24 protein-coding genes are annotated in these 21,531 nt (G+C 70.0%); 22 read left to right on the top strand and 2 right to left on the bottom strand.

What is annotated here, in order from left to right; genetic code table 11:
* The 7 genes from QK288_RS13840 to trmD all read left to right on the top strand — a co-directional run bounded on the left by QK288_RS13840 (position 1) and on the right by trmD (position 6,284).
* Positions 1–1,158: an acyl-CoA dehydrogenase family protein gene (locus tag QK288_RS13840; protein WP_281264873.1), complete on the top strand. Its 1,158-nt coding sequence runs from the start codon at positions 1–3 to the stop codon at positions 1,156–1,158.
* An 87-nt stretch (positions 1,159–1,245) separates the two neighbouring features.
* Entirely contained in the window at positions 1,246–2,076 is an 831-nt protein-coding gene (locus QK288_RS13835) for an SDR family oxidoreductase (RefSeq protein WP_281264872.1), read from the top strand.
* 2 nt (positions 2,077–2,078) lie between these two features.
* Positions 2,079–4,202, top strand: coding sequence for an FAD-dependent oxidoreductase (locus QK288_RS13830; RefSeq protein WP_281264871.1), 2,124 nt, complete (start codon positions 2,079–2,081; stop codon positions 4,200–4,202).
* 168 nt (positions 4,203–4,370) lie between these two features.
* Positions 4,371–4,784, top strand: a complete 414-nt coding sequence (gene rpsP / locus QK288_RS13825; protein WP_281264870.1) for a 30S ribosomal protein S16 — start codon at positions 4,371–4,373, stop codon at positions 4,782–4,784.
* A 4-nt stretch (positions 4,785–4,788) separates the two neighbouring features.
* Positions 4,789–5,025 (top strand): RNA-binding protein, encoded by a 237-nt coding sequence (locus QK288_RS13820; protein WP_281264869.1) that lies wholly within the window; start codon positions 4,789–4,791, stop codon positions 5,023–5,025.
* Positions 4,982–5,587, top strand: a complete 606-nt coding sequence (rimM, locus tag QK288_RS13815; protein ID WP_281264868.1) for a ribosome maturation factor RimM — start codon at positions 4,982–4,984, stop codon at positions 5,585–5,587. Before QK288_RS13820 ends, rimM begins: the two co-directional genes overlap by 44 nt.
* 4 nt (positions 5,588–5,591) lie before the next feature.
* The gene (gene trmD / locus QK288_RS13810) at positions 5,592–6,284 is read left to right on the top strand and encodes a tRNA (guanosine(37)-N1)-methyltransferase TrmD (RefSeq protein WP_281264867.1); all 693 of its coding nucleotides are present in this window, start codon (positions 5,592–5,594) and stop codon (positions 6,282–6,284) included.
* Between the two features lie 154 nt (positions 6,285–6,438).
* Here trmD and map read toward each other — a convergent pair whose 3' ends face one another.
* Positions 6,439–7,221, bottom strand: a complete 783-nt coding sequence (gene map, locus QK288_RS13805; protein WP_281264866.1) for a type I methionyl aminopeptidase — start codon at positions 7,219–7,221, stop codon at positions 6,439–6,441.
* Positions 7,222–7,388: 167 nt separating this feature from the next.
* Here map and rplS point away from each other — a divergent pair, with 167 nt between their 5' ends.
* The 9 genes from rplS to QK288_RS13760 all read left to right on the top strand — a co-directional run bounded on the left by rplS (position 7,389) and on the right by QK288_RS13760 (position 14,389).
* The gene (gene rplS, locus QK288_RS13800; protein ID WP_144765525.1) at positions 7,389–7,745 is read left to right on the top strand and encodes a 50S ribosomal protein L19; all 357 of its coding nucleotides are present in this window, start codon (positions 7,389–7,391) and stop codon (positions 7,743–7,745) included.
* A 109-nt stretch (positions 7,746–7,854) separates the two neighbouring features.
* Positions 7,855–8,601 carry a signal peptidase I gene (gene lepB / locus QK288_RS13795; RefSeq protein WP_281264865.1) on the top strand — a complete coding sequence of 249 codons (747 nt, stop codon included), beginning with the start codon at positions 7,855–7,857 and terminating at the stop codon, positions 8,599–8,601.
* Entirely contained in the window at positions 8,598–9,302 is a 705-nt protein-coding gene (locus QK288_RS13790) for a ribonuclease HII (RefSeq protein WP_281264864.1), read from the top strand. Before lepB ends, QK288_RS13790 begins: the two co-directional genes overlap by 4 nt.
* Positions 9,303–9,356: 54 nt before the next feature.
* Positions 9,357–9,680: a DUF2469 family protein gene (locus tag QK288_RS13785; protein ID WP_214978948.1), complete on the top strand. Its 324-nt coding sequence runs from the start codon at positions 9,357–9,359 to the stop codon at positions 9,678–9,680.
* A 109-nt stretch (positions 9,681–9,789) separates the two neighbouring features.
* On the top strand, positions 9,790–10,140 hold the full coding sequence (locus tag QK288_RS13780; protein ID WP_281264863.1) for an Lsr2 family protein: 351 nt from the start codon (positions 9,790–9,792) through the stop codon (positions 10,138–10,140).
* 138 nt (positions 10,141–10,278) lie between these two features.
* Entirely contained in the window at positions 10,279–10,632 is a 354-nt protein-coding gene (locus QK288_RS13775; RefSeq protein ID WP_281264862.1) for a YraN family protein, read from the top strand.
* Positions 10,629–12,161 (top strand): YifB family Mg chelatase-like AAA ATPase, encoded by a 1,533-nt coding sequence (locus tag QK288_RS13770; RefSeq protein WP_281264861.1) that lies wholly within the window; start codon positions 10,629–10,631, stop codon positions 12,159–12,161. The genes QK288_RS13775 and QK288_RS13770 overlap by 4 nt, the downstream gene beginning before the upstream one ends.
* Positions 12,162–12,217: 56 nt before the next feature.
* Positions 12,218–13,381: a DNA-processing protein DprA gene (gene dprA / locus QK288_RS13765; RefSeq protein WP_281264860.1), complete on the top strand. Its 1,164-nt coding sequence runs from the start codon at positions 12,218–12,220 to the stop codon at positions 13,379–13,381.
* 54 nt (positions 13,382–13,435) lie between these two features.
* Positions 13,436–14,389, top strand: a complete 954-nt coding sequence (locus tag QK288_RS13760; RefSeq protein WP_281264859.1) for a tyrosine recombinase XerC — start codon at positions 13,436–13,438, stop codon at positions 14,387–14,389.
* Between the two features lie 168 nt (positions 14,390–14,557).
* On the opposite strand, the gene QK288_RS13755 is transcribed toward QK288_RS13760, so the two are convergent.
* Positions 14,558–15,118: a M23 family metallopeptidase gene (locus QK288_RS13755; protein WP_281264858.1), complete on the bottom strand. Its 561-nt coding sequence runs from the start codon at positions 15,116–15,118 to the stop codon at positions 14,558–14,560.
* Between the two features lie 400 nt (positions 15,119–15,518).
* Between QK288_RS13755 and QK288_RS13750 the strand changes: the two genes are divergently transcribed.
* The 6 genes from QK288_RS13750 to QK288_RS13725 all read left to right on the top strand — a co-directional run bounded on the left by QK288_RS13750 (position 15,519) and on the right by QK288_RS13725 (position 21,494).
* Positions 15,519–16,961, top strand: a complete 1,443-nt coding sequence (locus QK288_RS13750) for a sugar porter family MFS transporter (RefSeq protein WP_281264857.1) — start codon at positions 15,519–15,521, stop codon at positions 16,959–16,961.
* Positions 16,962–17,222: 261 nt separating this feature from the next.
* Entirely contained in the window at positions 17,223–18,143 is a 921-nt protein-coding gene (gene rpsB / locus QK288_RS13745; RefSeq protein WP_281264856.1) for a 30S ribosomal protein S2, read from the top strand.
* An 84-nt stretch (positions 18,144–18,227) separates the two neighbouring features.
* The gene (tsf, locus tag QK288_RS13740; RefSeq protein ID WP_281264855.1) at positions 18,228–19,055 is read left to right on the top strand and encodes a translation elongation factor Ts; all 828 of its coding nucleotides are present in this window, start codon (positions 18,228–18,230) and stop codon (positions 19,053–19,055) included.
* A 120-nt stretch (positions 19,056–19,175) separates the two neighbouring features.
* The gene (gene pyrH / locus QK288_RS13735) at positions 19,176–19,895 is read left to right on the top strand and encodes a UMP kinase (protein WP_281264854.1); all 720 of its coding nucleotides are present in this window, start codon (positions 19,176–19,178) and stop codon (positions 19,893–19,895) included.
* 46 nt (positions 19,896–19,941) lie between these two features.
* The gene (frr, locus tag QK288_RS13730; RefSeq protein ID WP_281264853.1) at positions 19,942–20,496 is read left to right on the top strand and encodes a ribosome recycling factor; all 555 of its coding nucleotides are present in this window, start codon (positions 19,942–19,944) and stop codon (positions 20,494–20,496) included.
* Entirely contained in the window at positions 20,496–21,494 is a 999-nt protein-coding gene (locus QK288_RS13725) for a phosphatidate cytidylyltransferase (protein ID WP_281264852.1), read from the top strand. The genes frr and QK288_RS13725 overlap by 1 nt, the downstream gene beginning before the upstream one ends.
* The last annotated feature ends 37 nt before the right edge of the window (positions 21,495–21,531 follow it).

Genomic DNA, 21,531 nt, shown 5'->3' with positions numbered 1-21,531 from the left:
ATGACCACGTTCAACGAGGCCGAGTTCCAGCAGCTCAAGGCCGAGGTCACCGAGTGGGTCCGCGGCCGCGGCGAGGACTGGGCGAACGAGATCGAGCGCACCGGCCAGGTGAGCCCTGAGCTCTTCCAGGAGCTCAAGGACAAGGGCTGGCTGTCCCTCGCGGCGCCGACCGAGCTCGGCGGGCGGGACATCCCGTTCTCCCGCTACCTCGAGATCATGGAGATCGTGTCGCGCTCGCACGCGTCGATCCGCATGCTCGTGCACGTCATCAACGGCACCTGGCGCGCCATGCAGCCGTACGCGAGCCCGGAACAGATCGAGCAGGTCGTCAAGCCCTCCGTCGCCGGCGACAAGCTCGTCGCGTTCACGCTGACAGAGGCCACGGCCGGCACCGGCGCGGACATCCGCACGACGGTCCGTCGCGAGGGCGACACCTACGTGATGAACGGCGAGAAGCACCTCATCACGTTCGGCGTCAAGTGCGACTACTGGCTCATCGCGGCGCGGCTCGAGGGCACGACGGGCCAGGACGGCACCGTCGCGTTCCTCATGCCGAACACCGGGCTCCCCGGTGCCGAGGTGATCGACGACTCGGACACGATGGGCATCCGCGGCACCGACCACGCGATCCTCCGCTTCACCGACACCCCGATCCCCGCGAGCGCGCTGCTCGGCGAAGAGGGCCAGGGGCTGGAGGTCGCACTGGGAGGCTTCCTGCTCCCGAGCCGCGTGTCGGTCGCGATGAGCGCCGTGGGCCTCGCCGAGCGTGCGAACGAGCTCGCCGTCGAGTACGCCAACGAGCGCGAGACCTTCGGCAAGAAGCTCTCCACCCGCCAGGCGATCCAGTTCTACATCGCCGAGAACTACGCCGACATCGCCGCGGCACGAGCCCTCGTGCTCGAGGCCGCCCGCGCGTACGAGGAAGGCCGCCCCGACGCCGGCACGCTCTCCAGCGCATCGAAGATGATCGCGGTCGACATGCTCGCCCGCGTCACCGACAAGGCGCTCCAGGTGCACGGTGGCCAGGGCTACTGGAAGCGCAACGCCATCGAGCGCGTCTACCGTGACGCCCGTGCGCAGCGGTTCGAAGAGGGCACCAACGAGATCCAGAAGCTGGTCGTCGGTCGCGCCGTCGTGACCGGCCAGGCCGGGTTCTAGCGGCACCACGCAACCGACGGGAGGCTCGTGGCGGGCCCGCCACGAGCCTCCCGTCCGTATCCTGCTCACGCAACAAGAAGGACTGAAGTGACCGACAGCACCGCACCCATCGCGCTCATCACCGGAGCCTCCCGCGGCATCGGCCGGCTGCTCGCGCAGAAGCTCGGCCAGCGCGGCGCGACCGTCGTCGTGACGTACAAGGGCAACGCCGACCTCGCAGAGGAGTCGCTCGCCGACGTCAAGGCGGCCGGTGGCGACGGCATCACCGCGCAGGTCGACATCGAGCAGCCGGAGTCGATCTACGCCCTGTTCGACCTGGTGCGCGACACGTACGGACGCCTCGACTACTTCGTCGCGAACGCCGCGGCCAGCGCCTTCAAGCCGGTCGCGGACCTGAAGCTGCACCACCTGGACCGCAGCTACGCGACGAACGCCCGCTCGTTCGTCCTCGGGGCCCAGCGTGCCGCCGAGCTCATGGACAAGGGCGGCCGCATCGTCGTCGTCACCTCGTACGGCTCGCTCCGCGCCTTCCCGACGTACGCCGCGCTCGGCGCCGCGAAGGCGATGAGCGAGTCCTACATGAAGTACATGGCGGTCGAGTTCGGCCCGCGCCAGATCACCGTGAACGCGGTCAACGGCGGCCTCATCGACACCGACTCGCTCGAGTACTTCTACACGAAGGTCCCCGGCCAGGCGCCGATCGAGACCGTCTACGAGAAGCTCCCGCTGCAGCGCCCGGGCACCGCGGACGACATGGCCGACGCCGTGGACTTCCTGCTGTCGGACAAGGCGTCGTACATCACCGGGCAGGTGCTGTCGGTCGACGGCGGGCTGACCGTCATCGCGCCGCCGTACTGGGCCGACACGACCTCGCCGCTACGGGACGCCGTGCTGCCCCCGGCGTCGGACGCTTCCTGACCATGACGACCGCCGCTGCCGACACCGCCGTCGCAACCGTCGCGTCCCCGTGGACGCTCGGCCCGCTGCACCTGCCCAACCGGGTGGTCATGGGGTCGATGCACACCGGACTCGAGGTGCACGACGACGGCGGTGCCGGGATGGCGGCGTTCTACCGTGAACGTGCGGCCGGGGGAGCCGCGTGCATCATCACCGGCGGCATCGCGGTCAACGACGAGGCCCGGGGCGGCCCGGACTTCGCGGTGTTCGGCGTCGACGGTGCCGACGAGCGGTTCCGCGTGGCGGTCGACGCCGTGCACGAGTCGGGCGGCACGATCCTCGCGCAGCTCTTCCACGCCGGGCGGTACGCGCTCGTCGGCGGGATGACCGACCGGAACGGCGAGCCGCAGCGCGCGATCGCCCCGTCGGCGCTGCCGTGGGCAGCCGCCCGTGGGGTCGTCCCTGAGGCGATGACGACAGCGGACGTCGAGCGGACGATCGCCGACTTCGCCGCGGCCGCGCGATCCGCCAGGGACATCGGCTTCGACGGCGTCGAGATCATGGCGTCCGAGGGCTACCTCATCAACCAGTTCCACTCGCCGCTCACGAACCTCCGCGACGACGAGTGGGGTGGTTCGGCAGCGGCACGCCGGCGGTTCCCGGTCGCCGTCGTGCAGGCAGTGCGTGCAGCGGTGCCGGACATCGCCGTCACGATCCGGTTGTCCGGTGCCGACCTGATGCCCGGGTCCTCGACCGACGACGACGTCGACGCCCTGGTGCACGACCTGCTGCCGCTCGGGCTCGACGGGATCTCCGTCGGCATCGGGTGGCACGAGTCCCGGACACCGACCGTGCAGGCCGCGGTGCCGCACGGCGCATGGCTGACCCAGGCGTCCCGGATCGCTCGTGTCGTCCGCGCGTCGGCGTACCCGGACGTGCGGGTCATCGCCTCGAACCGCATGACCGACCTCCGCGACGGCGAGACCGTGCTGGCCGACGGGCTCATCGACGCCGTCGCCCTCGCTCGCCCGTTCCTCGCGGACCCACAGCTCGTGTCGCGGTCCCTCGCCGGACGCTTCGAGCTCGTGAACACCTGCATCGGCTGCAACCAGGCGTGCCTCGATCGTTCGATCGTCGGGCAGCCGGTCTCCTGCCTGGTGAACCCCCGCGCCGCGCGCGAGGTCGCGTTCCCGGCACGTCCCACGACCGACCCCAAGCGCGTGGACGTCGTCGGCGGTGGGCCAGCCGGGCTCGCCGCGGCCGTGGACGCAGCCCGCCGGGGCCACCACGTCACGCTCTGGGAGGCCGCGCCGGAGCTGGGCGGGCAGTTCGGCCTCGCCGCGCTGATCCCCGGGAAAGAGGACTACGCCGCGACCGTCCGTGCCGCCCGGGCCGAGCTCGACGACCGCGGTGCGACCGTGCACCTCGGACGTGCCGCCACCGCTGCCGACCTGGTGGACAGCGACGCCGTGGTCCTCGCGCCCGGTGTGGTCCCGCGCGTCGTCGACATCCCGGGAGCGGAGCTGCCGCACGTCCTGACGTACGAGCGTGCCCTGCGTGACGGCGTCCCCGCGGGCACCGTGGCGATCATCGGCGGCGGCGGCATCGGCGTCGACACGGCGGCGTTCCTCACCGAGTCGCCTTCCGAGGCGGTCCGTGCGACGTCCTTCGCCGAGCGGTGGGACGTCCCGGTCGCGCAGGACGTCGTGGGAGACCTGCCGCAGCGCCAGCCGGTCGCGTCGCGCACGCTGCGGCCGGGCGACCAGGTCACCGTGCTCCGCCGTTCGGGCAAGTTCGGGCAGGGTGTCGGCCTGACGTCCCGCTGGGTCGCGCTCGGTCGGCTGCGCGACGCGGGCGTCCGGATGGTCGGCGGCGTCCAGGAGTACCTGCGGATCGAACCCGGTGCGCTCTGGATCCGCGACGAGGACGGTGCCGAGCGGATGATCCCGGCGGACTCCGTCGTGATCTGCGCGGGGCAGGAGACCGCTGTGCACGCGGACCGGGACGGTGCCGCCGGACTCGAGCCGGGCCTCCAGGCCGCCGGCGTGCCGTACGCGATCGTGGGCGGTGCGCGCGACGCGCGGAGCGTCGACGCGGTGCGCGCGACGTCCGAGGCACTCGAGGCGGTCCGCGCACTCGCACCGTGACGGCGCGTCCCGACTCGCTTCTCGCCGCGAAACCTGCAAGAATGAACGGTCGAATCGTGTCCGCTCGACCCTCTATCCAGCGGTACACGAATCTCTCGAGCTTTCACCGCGCGTGCCCCCACGCCCGCGGTTCCGGTTCAACCACAACAACACGCAACAGGAGCATTTGTGGCTGTCAAGATCCGTCTCAAGCGTCTCGGTAAGATCCGGGCGCCGTACTACCGTGTCGTCGTCGCCGACTCGCGCACCAAGCGCGACGGTCGCGTCATCGAGGAGATCGGTCAGTACCACCCGACCGAGGAGCCCTCGGTCATCAAGATCGAGTCCGAGCGTGCGCTGTACTGGCTCGGCGTCGGCGCGCAGCCGACCGAGCAGGTCGCCGCGCTGCTGAAGCTCACCGGTGACTGGGCGAAGTTCAAGGGCGAGAAGGACACCGAGTCCAAGGTCAAGGTCGCGGAGCCGAAGCAGGCCTTCGTCGTCGACACCGCCAAGAAGGCCGTCCTCAAGCCGAAGTCGGAGAAGAAGGCCCCGGCCGCTCCGACCGAGTCGGCAGACGACGCCGCAGAGACGACCGAGGCGTAATTCCTTGCTCGAATCCGCGCTGACGCACCTCGTCAAGGGGATCGTCGATCACCCTGACGACGTGCGCGTCGCCAGTTCCACCTCCGCGCGGGCCGAGGTCCTCGAGGTGCGTGTGCACCCCGAGGACCTCGGCCGCGTGATCGGACGCGCCGGTCGGACCGCCAAGGCGCTCCGCACCCTCGTCACGGCTCTCGCCGATGGCAAGCGGGTGCGGGTCGACGTGGTCGACACCGATTCCTGACGAGGCGACCCAGCTCCGGGTGGGTCGCATCACCAAGGCGCACGGGCTCAAGGGCGGTCTCAAGCTCGAGCTCTACACCGACGACCCGGATCGTCGGTTCACGCGCGGAGCGGTCTTCACGCTCCAGGTCCCCGAGGACTCTCCCTGGTCGGGGAAGACCATCGCCATCGACGAGCTCCGCTGGTACAACGGCCACCCGGTCGCGTTCTTCACCGGGATCGCCGACCGCGACGCCGCCGAGACCCTCGCACGGGCCATCCTCTGGGTCGATCAGGACCCCTCCGAGGAGACCGGCGAAGATGACGCCTGGTACGACCACCAGCTGGTCGGCCTGCGTGTCATGCGCGACGGCGTCCAGGTCGGGACGGTCGCCCGCGTCGACCACCTGCCCGCGCAGGACCTGCTGGCCGTCGACACCCCCGACCGTGGCGAGGTGCTCGTGCCCTTCGTCGGCGCGATCGTCCCCGCGGTCGACATCGCAGGCGGCACCGTGACGGTCACACCGCCGACGGGTCTGTTCGAGGACCCCGAGGACACGTCGCGCCCCGAGACGATCTCCTAGCCCCGTGCGCATCGACATCGTCACGATCTTCCCGGAGTTCTTCGGGGTGCTCGACGTCTCGCTCCTCGGCAAGGCACGACAGGGCGGGCTGCTCGACCTGCACGTGCACGACCTGCGGAAGTGGACGACCGACCGGCACCGCACCGTCGACGACACCCCGTACGGCGGTGGTGCCGGGATGGTCATGAAGCCGGAGCCGTGGGCCCAGGCGCTCTCGGCGCTGTTGCGGCCGGACGGGTCGTCGACGCTCGTCGTCCCGACGCCGGCCGGCACGCCGTTCACGCAGTCGATCGCCCGGTCGCTGGCTGATGACTCGGACCACCTCGTGTTCGCCTGCGGGCGGTACGAGGGGATCGACGCCCGCGTGTTCTCGTGGGCGTCGTCGCGGTGTTCGGTGGTCGAGCTCTCCCTCGGCGACTACGTCCTGAACGGTGGCGAGGTCGCGGCGATGGCGATGATCGAGGCCGTCGGGCGACTCGTCCCCGGTGTCGTCGGCAACCCGGAGTCCCTCGTCGAGGAATCGCACGAGGACGGCCTGCTCGAGTACCCCTCGTACACCAAGCCCGCGTCGTGGCGCGATCTGGACGTCCCCGAGGTCCTGCTCAGCGGGCACCACGGGCGCATCGCCGAGTGGCGCCACGAGCAGCAGGTGGAGCGGACGCGGCGCGTCCGGCCGGACCTGCTGCCGGACGCGTAGCGGGCCGAATCGCGCGTAGGAGGCCGAATCGCGCGTAGGTGGTCGATTTTTTCGGCCACCGACGCGCGATTCGGCTTTCCAGGGCGGGCGCGATGGGACGGAACGCGCATCGGACGGGAGGCTCGTGGCCAGGCCGCCACGAGCCTCCCGTCCGTCAGTCCGCGCGCTGGGCGCGACGCAGGGTCAGGATCTCCGGGCCCGCCGCGGTGACCGCGACGGTGTGCTCGACGTGCGCGGCACGCGAGCCGTCGACGCTCTTGAGCGTCCAGCCGTCGTCGTCCTGGTAGAGCTCGTCGGTGCCCTGCATGAGCCAGGGTTCGATCGCGACGACGAGCCCCGGTCGGAGCTTCAGTCCGCGTCCGGGGCGGCCGTCGTTCGGGACGTGCGGCTCGCCGTGCATCGTCCGACCGACGCCGTGCCCGCCGAACTGCAGGTTCACGTCGTAGCCGCCCTCGTGTGCGACGGCGCCGATGGCGTGGGACACGTCGCCGAGCTTGTTACCAGGTGTGGCCCGTGCGATGCCGGCGGCCAGTGCCCGCTCCACGGTGTCGATCAGCCGCTGGTCCTCGGGGTCCTGGGTGCCGACCTGCACGGTCACCGCGGAGTCCGCGACCCACCCGTCGACGCTCGCCGCGAAGTCCATGCTCACGAGGTCGCCGTCCTGCAGGACGGAGTCGTGAGGGAGTCCGTGCAGCGCGGCATCGTTGACCGAGGTGCACAGGTTCTTGCCGAACGGGGAGTTGCCGAACGACGGGTGGTAGTCCACGTAGCAACTGACGGCACCACGCTCCGCGATCATCCGTGCGGCCACTCGGTCCAGGTCGAGCAGGTTCACTCCGACGTCCACGGTGGTGAGGAGTTCGTCGAGCACGTCGGCGACGAAACGGCCGGCGACCCGGAGTCCGTCGAGTTCGGCGGGGGTGCGGAGTTCGATCATGCGTCCATCCTGCCGCGTTTCGTGTCTCGGCTCTTCTGTGGCAGAATCGATAGCCGTGCCCTGGCTGGACTCTGCCACGGGGGAGTCGCCGACACCGGGCACACACCACTTCTTTTCCGAAACCGATCCGCGGCGACCCGTGTGCGTCCGCAGAGAGTGACCCAATCATGAGCCAGCTCCTCGACTCCGTCGACGCAGCGTCGCTGCGTACCGACGTCCCGGACTTCCGCCCGGGCGACACCGTCAAGGTCCACGTCAACATCATCGAAGGCACGCGCTCGCGTATCCAGGTCTTCCAGGGTGTCGTCATCGGCCGTCAGGGCCACGGCCTCGGCGAGACCTTCAAGGTCCGCAAGGTCAGCTTCCAGGTCGGCGTCGAGCGCTGGTTCCCGGTGCACTCGCCGATCATCGACCACATCGAGGTCGTCACCCGCGGTGACGTCCGTCGCGCGAAGCTGTACTACCTCCGCGAGCTCCGCGGCAAGGCGGCCCGTCGCAAGATCAAGGAGAAGCGCGACAACTGATCGCCTTCACAGCGACGGTCCGCTCGCGGATCGCCGTTCCGGGCCCTTCGTCGATGTACGGTTGTGCATCGACGGGGGGCTCTCCCTGTTTCTTGACTTCGAGGGTGGAATGACCGACACGACCGAGACCGAGGGCCGTCGGCCGCGTTCCTCGAAACAGCGGAACGGTGTGCTCACCTTCCTGCGTGACCTGCTCATCATCTTCGTCGCAGCGCTGCTCGTCTCGTTCCTGGTCAAGACGTTTTTGATCCGCTCGTTCTACATCCCGTCGGCGTCGATGGAGAACACGCTGCAGATCAACGACCGGGTGATCGTGAACGAACTCGTTCCCGACGCGGTTTCGCTGAAGCGCGGCGACGTCGTCGTCTTCAAGGACCCGGGCGGATGGCTGACGGGAGCCGAGGTGCCGAACGTCACGCCGCAGTCGCAGCCGGCGAAGGCGATCGACTGGCTCCTCACGCAGGTCGGTCTCGGCACCGGTGACAGCGACGACCACCTCATCAAGCGCGTGATCGGCCTGCCGGGTGACAAGGTCGCCTGCTGCAACGACCTCGGACAGATGACGGTCAACGGCGTCCCGGTCAAGGAGCCGTACCTCAAGCTGCCTGCAGGCGAGACCCGTGCGTCCGGGACCGACTTCTCGGTCACCGTGCCGAAGGGCACCATCTGGGTGATGGGCGACAACCGCTACGACTCGAAGGACTCCCGCTACAACGGGGACACGCCGTCGAAGGGGTTCGTGCCGTTGTCGGACGTCACGGGTCGTGCATTCGTGATCTCGTGGCCGACGAGCCGGTGGACCTGGCTCGACGACTACCCCGACGTCTTCGCGGGTGTGGAGGAGAAGGACCGGTGAGCGCGGTGCGGCCGTCGTTGCGCGTCGAGAAGGCGTTCTTCGCCGCCGGACGCGTCACGGTCATCGGCGTCGACGAGGTCGGGCGGGGTGCGATCGCGGGCCCCGTCGCCGTCGGAGCCGCTGCGGTGACCATCGACGTCCGGCGCGTGCCCCAGGGGCTCGCTGACTCGAAGGCCGTCTCCGCCGCCCGCCGCACCGAGCTCGTGCCGGTCGTCACCCGGTGGGCGCGGACCGCCGTCGGGATGGCATCGGCGTCCTACGTGGACGAGCAGGGCATCGTGCCGGCGCTGGGGCTCGCCGGTGCACGGGCGCTCTCGTCGCTGGCCGATTCGGGAGTGTCGTTCGACGGTGCCGTCGTGCTGCTCGACGGGTCGTTCGACTGGCTGTCTCGGGCGCTCCCCCCGGGGTCGTCGCCGCTCGACGTCACCGTGCGTGTGAAGGCCGACCGTGACTGCGCCTCGGTCGCGGCGGCGTCGATCGTCGCGAAGGTGGAGCGGGACGCGCTGATGGTGGCGGCGCACGACGATGCCCCGCACTACGCGTGGGCGTCGAACAAGGGGTACGGGTCGACCGCGCACTACGACGCCATCCGGTCGGTCGGTGCGCATCCGCTGCACCGGAAGAGTTGGCTGCACGCGGCGTCGAGCGTGGCGCTGGACGGGTTCGAGTCGCTGGGGTCGGTCGACGGGCTCGTTCGCTGAGTGCTCCGGCGCTGGTGTCCCCGGAGGGGTCGTCGGCCGTAGACTGTGGGCGCAATGGATGACGACGAATTCGACGACTACGACCGAGAGGTCGAGCTCGCCCTCTACCGTGAGTACCGCGACGTCGTGTCGCAGTTCCGATACGTGGTCGAGACCGAGCGCCGTTTCTACCTGGCGAACGAGGTGGAACTCGCCCGGCGTGACACCGAGCACGATTTCTACTTCGAACTGACGATGAACGACGTCTGGGTCTGGGACGTCTACCGGTCCGACCGTTTCGTGAAGTCCGTCCGGGTGCTGACGTTCAAGGACGTCAATGTCGAGGAACTCACCACGCGAGAACTCGAACTGCCGAAGGAACTCGCACTCGACGAGTGATCGTCAATTCGACCGAATTGCTGGGAAACGCGCTGTCCTTTTCACGGGTGGACGGAATCCGCGATACTCTGGCCGGGATTTCAATTTCCCCACGCGCCAGGAGGCCACAATGGCACAGAAGGTCACCGTCCAGCTCGTCGACGATCTCGATGACTCGCCGATCACCCCGGGTGACGGACGCACCGTCGAATTCGCATTCGACGGATCCACCTACGAGATCGACCTGTCGAACGACAACGTCGACAAGTTCCGCGAGGCGATCTCCGACTACGTCGCCGCCGCTCGCAAGGTGAGCGGCCGCCGGACCGGCGGCACCGGTGCCCCGAAGTCGGCGCCGAAGCGCGGTAATTCCGAAGAGCTCGCGAAGGTCCGTGAATGGGCCAAGGAGAACGGTTACGAGGTCTCCTCGCGCGGTCGTATCTCGACCCAGGTGCAGGAAGCGTACGCAGCGGCGCACTAGTCCCTGTCCCCGAAGCCCGGTCGATCATCACGGTCGACCGGGCTTCGTCGTTCCTCCACAGGTCGATTGCTTCGGCATTTTCTGCACAGAGTTCCGATTCGTGGTCGGACGGTCGCACCCGGTGGCGACGCTTGCCCCATGACATCAGGGACATTGGGAGCGCGTGGTGAATCCATCGCCGCGGACTGGCTGGAACAGCGGGGCTACGTCGTCGTGGACCGCAATTGGCGCTGTGCCCGTGGCGAACTCGACATCGTCGCGCGGAAGGGCACCGACCTGGTCTTCGTCGAGGTGAAGACCCGCGCGACCGCTTCGACCGGTCACCCGCTCGAAGCCCTGACCGCCCAGAAGCTCGCGCGGCTCCGGCTGCTCGTGCCGCTCTGGTTCTCGGCGCACCCGACCGAGCACGCGCACCGCATCCGGCTCGATGCGATCGCGGTGCACGTGATGGGGGACCACGCGGTCGTCGAGCACGTCGAGGCGATCGCGTGACCGACATCGGGCGCTCCGCAGCGGTCGCGTTGCTCGGGGTCAGCGGGCGGCTGGTGGAGGTCGAAGCCCACCTGACGAGTCAGCTCCCCGGGTTCAGCATCATCGGGCTCCCGGACACGTCGCTGGGCGAAGCGCGCGAACGCGTCCGGTCGGCGGCGGCGAACGCCGGATGTCCGCTGCCGGCGCGACGCATCACGGTCAACCTGACGCCGGCGGCGATCCCGAAGCGCGGCTCGGGGTTCGACCTCGCGATCGCGATGGCGGTGCTCGCTGCCACCGGTACGGCACCGGGTGTGTCACAGCGCGTCGTCTACATCGGGGAGCTCGGGCTCGACGGCCGGGTCCGTCCGGTCCCCGGCGTGATCCCGATGACCGTCGCGGCACGGGACGCCGGCGCCGACCGGGTGGTGGTGCCCGTCGGTAACCTCGCCGAGGCGCAGGCGGTCCCCGACGTCGCGGTGACGGGCGTCGACTCGCTCCGTGGCGCCGCGATCGACGCCGGTGCGCTGCTGCCTCCGGTCGAGGTCGAGCCGGTGATGACGGACACGACACCGGCACTGCCACCCCCGGCCGCCGAACTCGCTGACGTCGTCGGCAACGAGGTCGGGGTCCGCGCGATGCTCGTCGCCGCCGCCGGTGGCCACCACGTCCTGCTGCTCGGTCCACCGGGTGCGGGGAAGACGATGCTCGCCGAGCGACTGCCTGGGCTCTTGCCCGACCTCGATCCGCCGGCTGCGCTGGAGGTCGCTTCCGTCCGCTCGATCGCGGGCCTCGGCGCCCACTCCTGGACGACGCGTCCTCCGTGGGAGGCACCGCACCACTCGGCCTCGGCGATCGCGCTGATCGGTGGCGGCTCCGGGACGATCCGTCCAGGCGCGGTCTCCCGGGCGACCAGGGGTGTGCTCTTCCTCGACGAGGCGCCGGAGTTCCCGCGCGCGGTGCTCGACGCACTGCGGCAACCGTTGGAGTCCGGACGGATCACGGTGCACCGGGCAGCCGGAGCGGCGGAGTTCCCCGCCAGGTGCCAGGTCGTCCTCGCGGCGAACCCGTGTCCCTGCGGGAACGCCGGCACCCGGGCGGACCTCGGCGGGCCGCCGTGCGACTGCACCCCGACGACGGTCCGTCGGTACCTCGGGCGGATGTCCGGGCCGCTGCTCGATCGGATCGACATCCGTGTGCACGTCCACCGGATGACGACGGCCGAGATGCGGAGGACCGACGGCACGACGCCGACCAGCGAGGAGGCCAGGGGGATCGTGTCCGCTGCTCGGGTGCGGATGGCCGAACGACTCGAGGGCACCGGGTGGTCCAGGAACGCCGAGGTGCCCGGCACCTGGTTGCGCGGGGACGGTCGGCCCGAGCCGGGTTCCACCGCGGTGCTCGACCGGGCGCTCGACCTGGGGACGCTGACGATGCGCGGCTGGGACCGGGTGATGCGCCTGGCGTGGACGATCGCGGACCTCGACGGCGTCGACCGGCCAGCGCGACGCCAGGTCGGTGCTGCGGCGGCACTCCGGAGCGCGCTGTGACGGGCGGGTCCTCGCTCGGCGGGGTGGACCTCAGCGGTGTTCGGCCGGTGGCGTCGGTGACGGAGGACGCAGAGGTGGTGGCGCGGGTCGCGTGGAGTGCGTTGGCGGAACCCGGCGACTCCGGTGCCGGTGCCCTCGTGGGGGCGCTCGGGGCAGCGCGTGCGCTGGAACTCGTGTACGCCGAGGCGTCCGGCCGGGGCGGAGCAGTCGTGCGTGCGTGCGTCGGTGCCGTGGCTCCCGACGAACTCCTCGGGCTGCAAGCGACGGTCGATGCCGGACTGCGGCGCTGGGGCCCGCGTCTCGACCGCACCGAAGTCGCACGTGCGGTGGAGCGTGCCGAGGCGGTCGGTGCGACGCTGCTGGTGCCCGGTGATCCGGACTGGCCCGAGCGGACCGCTGACCTCGGTGACCATGCGCCACTCGTGCTCTGGTGCCGCGGTCGGGGGGCCCCCGTGTTCGAACGGCCGACGCTCGCGGTCGTCGGCGCCAGGGCGAACACCCTCGCCGGGGCAGAGGCCGCTGCGGAGATCACGTCGTCGGCGGCGGATGACGGGTGCGCCGTCGTCAGCGGGGGAGCGTACGGGATCGACGCGGTCGCACACCGCGTGGCGATCGCCGCGGGCGCCCCCACGGTGGCGGTACTCGCCGGTGGAATCGACCAGCTCTACCCCGTCGGACACGTCGAACTGCTCCGGAACGTCAGCCGACAGGGGATGCTCCTCGCCGAATCGCCCCCCGGTACGCGTCCGACCCGGTGGCGCTTCCTCGCCCGGAACCGGATGATCGCCGCCATGGGCGATGCGGTCGTGGTCGTCGAGGCCGCCGCGCGATCCGGGGCGCTCAACACGGCGAACCACGCCGCACAGCTCGGACGCCCCGTGTTCGCTGTCCCCGGCGCGTTCTCGTCGCCTGCGTCGGTGGGGTGCCACCGTCTCGTCGCAGACCGGCGTGCGGAGCTCGCCGTCGAGCCCTCCGACCCGGCACGGGCCGCACTCGGGTTCCACGCCGGGACGGACTCGCAGGAGCCCGTCCCGTTGCGTTCGTCCGTCGAGGATCCCGATGTCGTCCGGGTGCTCGACGCGCTCGGGCGACGGCCGATCGGTGACCTGGAGGCGGCTCGTCGGTCGGGCCTGTCGGTGGCAGCGGCGGCCGATGCGCTCGCGCTCGCCGAGCTCCAGGGGCTCGTGCGGCGACAGCGGGACGGCTGGACCGTCGCATGACGTGTTGCGGGTGCCGCCCTGCCGTCGCGTCCCGACGCGCCTACGCTGGTCGGCATGGACGGCGATCGCGGAACCCTGGGCGGGGCGGTCACGTCCTTCCTGCGGGAGGCGCGAGACGTCCGCGGGCTCAGCGAACAGACGGTCCGGGCGTACCGGGGCGACCTCGAGGACCTCCTCCGCTTCGCCGACGCCCACGGGATCGACTCCGTCGGAGCGGTGACGCTCGAGGTGCTCCGCGATTGGCTGTGGGACGCGAACGAGCGGGGGCTCGCGCGGTCGAGCATCGCGCGTCGGTCCTCGTCGGTCCGAGCGTTCACCCGCTGGGCGACCGAGGGCGGTGTGCTCACCGTGGACCCCGGTGTGCGACTCCGTGCGCCGAAGGGGGCCGCACACCTCCCACGGGTCGTGACCGAGGACCAGGTCCGAGGGCTCCTCGACGGGCTGGCTGATCGGGCCGCGGGAGACGATCCCGGAGCGCTGCGTGACGTGGCGCTCGTCGAGCTGTTGTACGCGGCGGCGATCCGCGTCAGCGAACTCGTGGGGATCGACCTCGTCGACGTGGACCGGTCACGGTTGACCGTCCGGGTGCTCGGCAAGGGCGGCAAGGAGCGTGTGGTGCCGTTCGGGGTGCCAGCCAGGGACGCGCTCGAGGCCTGGCTCGAACGGGGGCGTCCGGTGCTCCTGGCGGCTGCGGCCCCGACTCAGGCCACGGGTTCCGGGACGCCGGCTCACGATGCGCTCTTCCTCGGGGACCGCGGTGGACGGCTCGGGGTCCGCAGCGCCTACCGCATCGTTGCGCGGCTCCTGGAGGGGCTCCCCGGGGAGGGGCCGAGCGGGCCGCACACCTTCCGGCACACCGCGGCGACGCACCTGCTCGACGGGGGAGCCGACCTCCGTGCCGTGCAGGAGATGCTCGGCCACGCGAGTCTCGGCACGACGCAGATCTACACGCACGTCTCCTCGGCGCGACTCCGCGAGGTCTACCGCACGGCACATCCCCGCGCCTGACCCGACCGTCCAACCGCCGGGCGAGCCGCCCTCCGTCCCGCCGCCGCGGGCCACCCCGTCCGGTGCTGTTCTCGTCCGCACCGCCGCACGGTGCGACGTTGCACCCGGGTGTGGACGTCGCGCCCCGTCACGATCGGGCGCGATGATCACGGCGGGGTGCGAACGCGGTCATCCCGGCCACGCCGACTCGGGGAGCAACACGGGCCACTCCGCCGCGGGCAGGTACGGCGTCGGGTCGACGTACCGATCGTCGACGCGTGCGCCGAGGTGCACGCACGGCGAACTCGCCGGACAGTGCCTGACCGCGACGTGTCCGACGACCGACCCCTGCTGCACGGAATCGCCGGCTGTGACGACCGGGGCGACCGAGTCCAGCGTGCTCACGAGCCCCTCGCCGTGGTCGATCGTCACCACCGGCCGCCCGGCGACCGACCCGGCGAAGGCGACGATGCCGTCGTCGACTGCGACCGCCGCCGTGCCGATGGCCGCCGGGACGTCGATCCCGCGGTGCCCGGCCGCGTAGTCGTCGGCCGGGGCTTCCCACCCGCGCTCGACCACCCGCACCCCGGTGGGCCACACCCAGGGCGCCGCTGCCTCCCCGACGATGATCGTCGTCGCCGGGTGGGCCGCTGCCGGCGGGTCGGGGGACTGGTTCGTCCCGACGTCGCACCCGCTCAGCGCGACGAGCATTCCGGCGACGAGTGCGGGTGCCAAGGTGGGTCGGATCACCCGACCAGCCTGGGGCGGCGGGCGCGAGCGCAGGTCCGCCGATGCCGATCTGTGGAAGGTGAGTCGTGCCTCCAGGCTGTGGAGGGCCCGCGCGGACGCAACCAGCGACAAGACCGATGTCGTACGACAGCGACGGTGTCGTCAGGACGCGCGTGCAACTGTTGCGGACGCAACCGACGACAGACTCGCTGTCGTACGACAGCGAGTCTGTCGTTCCGAGTCGGGCGGGCCGGGCGGAGGCGAGTCGAGTCGACTCCCTCGGAACCCGGTTATGACCACCCGCCGCCGAGGGAGTATCGTCGGGGCCGCTCCGGACCACGCAACGCCGCTCGGACGGCGAACGAGCCGACCGCCGGGGCACCGTGCAGCATCCCGCACGGCGGCAGAACCCAGGAGCATCGTGGCAAACACGTCCACCGGGCACGGCACCGACCGTGCGTTCAAGGGGAAGGTCACCGCGTTCGCCATCGCAGCAGCGGTGGGCGGTTTCCTCTTCGGTTTCGACTCGTCCGTGATCAACGGCGCGGTCGACGCGATCAAGGGCGAGTTCGGCCTGTCGGAGGCCGCCAGCGGGTTCGCCGTCGCCTCCGCCCTGATCGGCTGCGCGTTCGGCGCGTTCTTCGCCGGCCGCCTCGCGGACCGCTGGGGTCGCACCCGGATCATGTTCTGGGCAGCGGTGCTGTTCCTCGTCTCCTCGATCGGCAGCGCGTTCGCGTTCGCCACCTGGGACCTCGTCATCTGGCGTCTCGTCGGTGGTCTCGGCATCGGGACCGCGTCGGTCATCGCGCCGGCGTACATCTCCGAGGTGTCGCCGAAGGCCATCCGTGGCCGGCTCGCGTCGTTCCAGCAGCTGGCGATCACGCTCGGTATCTTCGCCGCGCTGCTCTCCGACCAGGTCTTCGCGGTCACCGCGGGCGGCGCTTCCGAGACCGTCCTCGGGCTCGCAGCGTGGCGCTGGATGTTCCTCGTCGGCGTGATCCCGTCGGTCGTCTACGGCATCCTGGCGATCACCCTGCCGGAGTCGCCGCGCTACCTGCTCGCCAAGGGCAGGACGGACGACGCGCGCGAGGTCATGACGAAGATCGTCCCGCGTGACACGGTGAACACGAGCCTGGAGGAGATCCAGGACGGCATCAAGAAGGAAGCCAACGAGAAGAAGGGCTCCATCAAGGGCAACCGCTTCGGGCTCCAGCCGATCGTGTGGGTCGGCATCATCCTCGCCGTGCTGCAGCAGTTCGTCGGCATCAACGTGATCTTCTACTACTCGACGACGCTGTGGCAGGCCGTCGGGTTCAAGGAGAGCGACTCGTTCCTCATCTCGACGATCACCTCGGTGGTCAACGTCGCGGTGACGTTCATCGCGATCTTCCTGGTCGACAAGGTCGGACGGAAGCCGCTGCTCGTGGCCGGTTCCGCCGGCATGTTCGTGTCGCTGACGATGGTGGCGATCGCGTTCTCGCAGGCCACGATCGTGAACGGCGCGCCGCAGCTGCCCGGCGCGTGGGGCATCATCGCGCTGATCTTCGCGAACCTGTTCGTCGTGTCCTTCGGCGCCACGTGGGGTCCGCTCATGTGGGTGCTGCTCGGCGAGATGTTCCCGAACCGCATCCGTGCGACGGCGCTCGGCGTCGGCTCCGCGGCGAACTGGATCGCGAACTTCATCGTCACGATCTCGTTCCCGGTGCTGTCCGGCTTCAACCTGACGGTCACCTACGGCATCTACGCGCTGTTCGCCCTCATCTCACTGTTCTTCGTGATCGCCAAGATCCCGGAGACCAAGGGCCGCTCCCTCGAGGAGATGGGCATCACCGCGGAAGGCGACACGGTCGACGCCAAGGCGTGACCGCAACCCCGGACGGGAGGCGCGGTGCGGGTCCGACCCGCACCGCGCCTCCCGTCTGTGCTCTGCTAGTATCTCTCCAGCAGCGCGCTGAGCGCGCTGACTTCGCGTGTCCACGCAAACCATCCGGCCAACGGTCCAGCTCGCAAGCGCTGGCGGCCGCATGTCAGGGCACCAGGGATCACGACCTCCGGTCGAGATCGACACAACCGCAACGGGCGCACGGCCATGCCGCGCGCCGAGAACACAGAAGGAGGACGGCACATGGCCGTCGTCACCATCCGCCAGCTGCTCGACAGCGGCGTCCACTTCGGACACCAGACCCGTCGGTGGAACCCGAAGGTGAAGCGCTTCATCCTCGCCGAGCGCTCGGGTATCCACATCATCGACCTGCAGCAGTCGCTTGCCTACATCGACCGCGCGTACGACTTCGTCAAGGAGACGGTCTCGCACGGTGGCACGATCCTCTTCGTGGGCACCAAGAAGCAGGCGCAGGGCTCCATCGCCGAGCAGGCGACCCGCGTCGGCCAGCCGTACGTCAACCAGCGTTGGCTCGGCGGTCTGCTCACGAACTTCCAGACGGTCTCCAAGCGCCTCGCGCGCATGAAGGAGCTCGAGGAGATCGACTTCGACGACACGACGAAGGGCTTCACCAAGAAGGAGCTCCTCATCAAGAAGCGCGAGCTGGACAAGCTCCACAAGACCCTCGGTGGTATCCGCAACCTCACGCGGACCCCGAGCGCGCTCTGGATCGTCGACACCAAGAAGGAGCACCTCGCCGTCGACGAGGCGCAGAAGCTCGGGATCCCGGTCATCGGCATCCTCGACACCAACTGCGACCCCGACGAGATCGCCTACCCGATCCCGGGCAACGACGACGCGATCCGCTCCGTCGGCCTGCTGACGCGCATCATCGCGGACGCCGCTGCCGAGGGTCTCAAGACCCGCCACAACGGTGGCTCCGACGACGAGGCCGCCGAGCCGCTCGCCGAGTGGGAGCAGGAGCTCCTCGGTGGCGAGTCCGCTGCTCCGGCTGCTGCCGCTGCTGAGACGCCCGTCGAGGAGAACGACGCTGACGCGCAGGTCGCCGCGAAGGAGATCGGCGAGCCGATCGCCGACGAGGCGAAGAACGCCGAGCCGACCGCCGAGGCCGAGGCCGCTGCGGAGACCACCCCCGCCGAGTGAGTGTCAGAGGGCGCCGGGCCACACGGCTCGGCGCCCTCGACTCCGCTCTCCACACACGCATAGTCCAGAAAGGACGCCATTCGAATGGCAAACTTCACCGCTCAGGACGTGAAGAAGCTCCGCGAGGACCTCGGGGCCGGCATGATGGACGCGAAGAACGCGCTCGTCGAGGCCGACGGCGACTACGACAAGGCCGTCGAGCTGCTCCGCATCAAGGGTGCGAAGGCCGTCGCCAAGCGCGATGACCGTGCGACCTCCGAGGGTGTCGTCGTCGCGACCGCCGAGAACGGTGCGGCCACCGTCGTCGAGCTCGCCTCCGAGACCGACTTCGTCGCGAAGAACGAGAAGTTCACCACCCTCGCCGACAAGGTCCTCGCCGCGGTCGCCGCTGCGGGCGCCGCCGACGTCGCCGCCGCCAACGAGGCCCCCCTCGACGGCAAGACGGTGCTCGAGGTCGTCAACGAGAGCGCCGCCGCGCTCGGCGAGAAGCTCGAGGTCCGCACGGTCCGCCGTGTCGAGGGCTCGAACTTCGAGATCTACCTGCACAAGACGAGCCAGGACCTGCCCCCGCAGATCGCCGTGGTCGTCGCCTACGACGGTGACAACGCCGCCGAGGCCCGCTCCATCGCGCAGCACGTCGCGTTCGCCAACCCGTCGTACCTCACGCGCGACGAGGTCCCGGCCGAGGCGATCGAGAAGGAGCGCGCGACCGTCGAGGCGATCACCCGCGAGGAGGGCAAGCCCGAGGCTGCGCTCCCGAAGATCGTCGAGGGTCGCGTCAACGCCTTCATCAAGGGCATCGCGCTGCTGGACCAGGACTACGCGAAGGACAACAAGATCTCCGTCGCGAAGGCCGCCGAGAACGCCGGCATCACGATCCAGGGCTTCGCCCGCGTCAAGGTCGGCGCGTAACGAACCCGTGACGGGGTCAGGAACCATTCGGTTCCTGGCCCCGTTTTCGCGCCCGCCGCAGCACGACCGCACGGGCGCTAGTAGATTCCCACGAGACTCCTCAACGAAGGGTGCGAGCACATGACCGACGAGAAGACCGGACGACGACGGGTCCTGCTGAAGCTCTCCGGAGAGGCGTTCGGCGCCGGCTCCCTGGGGGTCAACCCGGACGTGATCAGCAGCATCGCGAAGGAGATCGCGATCGCGGCCCGGGAGGTCGAGGTGGCGATCGTGGTCGGCGGTGGCAACTTCTTCCGCGGCGCGGAGCTTTCGCAGCGCGGGATGGACCGCGGCCGCGCGGACTACATGGGCATGCTCGGGACCGTGATGAACGCGCTCGCGCTCCAGGACTTCCTCGAGCAGGCCGGTGCCGCGACGCGGGTGCAGTCCGCGATCAGCATGACCCAGGTCGCCGAGCCGTACATCCCGCGGCGCGCTGAGCGACACCTCGAGAAGGGCCGCGTCGTCATCTTCGGTGCGGGTGCCGGCCTGCCCTACTTCTCCACCGACACCGTGGCCGCCCAGCGCGCCCTCGAGATCGGCGCCGAAGAGGTCCTGGTCGCGAAGAACGGCGTCGACGGCGTCTACTCGGCCGACCCGAAGAAGGACCCGACGGCCGAGAAGCTCCACCACGTCACGTACCAGGACGCACTGCTGAAGGGCCTCAAGGTCGTCGACGCCACCGCGTTCTCGCTCTGCATGGACAACGGCATGCCGATGCACGTGTTCGGGATGGAGCCGGGCGGCAACGTCCAGGCCGCGATCCGGGGTGAACGCATCGGCACGGTGGTCAGCAACTGACCTGCACGGCTGACTAGACTCGACGACGTACCGAAGGAGAACCACCGTGATCAGTGATGTCATGACCGAGGCCACCGAGAAGATGGCGAAGGCGGTCGACGTCGCCAAGGACGACTTCGCAACCGTCCGCACCGGCCGCATCAACGCCGCGCTCTTCCAGAAGATCCCGGTGGACTACTACGGGTCGCCGACGCCGCTCGCGCAGCTGGCGTCCCTGCAGACGCCGGAAGCGCGCACGCTCATCGTGACGCCGTACGACAAGTCGGCGCTCAAGGAGATCGAACGCGCGATCGCGACGTTCCCGAACCTCGGCGCCAGCCCGACGAACGACGGTGAGATCGTCCGCGTGACGATCCCGGAGCTCACCCAGGACCGCCGCAAGGAGTTCGTGAAGCTCGTCCGCGGGAAGGGCGAGGACCACAAGGTCGTCATCCGGAACATCCGCCGCAAGGCGAAGGACGACCTCGACGCACTGAAGGGCGAGATCTCGGACGACGAGATCTCCCGCGGTGACAAGGACCTCGAGGTCCTCACGAAGAAGCACGTCGACCAGATCGACGACGCGCTGAAGAAGAAGGAAGCCGAACTCCTCGAGGTCTGATGCCGCGTCGAGACGAGGGCGTCGACCGCCCGACAGCAGATGACCCACGGCCGCCGGCGAAGGGGCTCAGGCACGACTTCGATGCCAGGGCCCGCGCCGCGCGGTCGGACTTCGAGGCGCAGATCCGCCAACGACGTGCGTCCTTCGACGCCCGCAACGAGGCGCTGACCGCGAGGACCGGCAGGAACCTCCCCGCAGCCATCGCGATCGCCCTGGCCTTCGCCGTGGTGATGCTCGGCTCGCTCCTGATCTGGACCCCGGCGTTCATGGTCGTCGCCGCGTTCCTGATCGGGTTCGCCGCGTGGGAGCTCGCGAGTGCGATGCGGTTCGCGGGGCGCGACGTCCCGAGGATCCCGAGCGTCGCCACCGGCATCGCGATGGTGCCGGCCGCGTTCCTCGGTGGCCAGGTCCAGGCGCTCTTCACGATCCTCGGCGGCATCGTCCTGATCAGCGTCTGGCGCCTGGTGGAGGTCGCGGTCAGTCGCGATCGCCCGTCGGCAGGGAACGTGTTCCGCGACCTGACGAACGGGCTGTTCGTCCAGGCGTACGTCACCCTGCTCGGCGCATGCGTGGTGCTGCTGTCCGCGCAGGACGGCGGGCCGCTGTGGGTCGTCGGGTTCATCCTGGTCGTCGTCGCGGTCGACACGGGTGCCTACGCGACGGGGCTGAACCTCGGCAAGCACCCCATGGCGCCGCGGATCAGCCCGAAGAAGACGTGGGAGGGCTTCGCCGGCTCCGTCGCCGCGAGCATCCTCGTCGGCATCATCGTGTCGTGGCTCATGCTCGGGCTCCCGTGGTGGACGGGCATCGTCCTCGGTGTGCTGATCTCGGGGTCGGCCACGCTCGGCGACCTGACCGAGTCGATGATCAAGCGCGACCTCGGCATCAAGGACATCTCGTCGTTCCTGCCCGGGCACGGTGGGCTCCTCGACCGCATCGACAGCATCCTGCCGTCCGCTGCCGTCGCGTACGTGCTGTACCTGATCGTCAACCACTGAGGGACCCGGTCCGCGCGTCCAGCTTCCACCAGGGAAG

Source organism: Curtobacterium sp. 9128 (genome assembly GCF_900086645.1).
GTDB lineage: Bacteria > Actinomycetota > Actinomycetes > Actinomycetales > Microbacteriaceae > Curtobacterium.
Note: the sequence above shows the minus strand (reverse complement) of the source record. Positions and strands in the feature narration are given on the sequence as shown.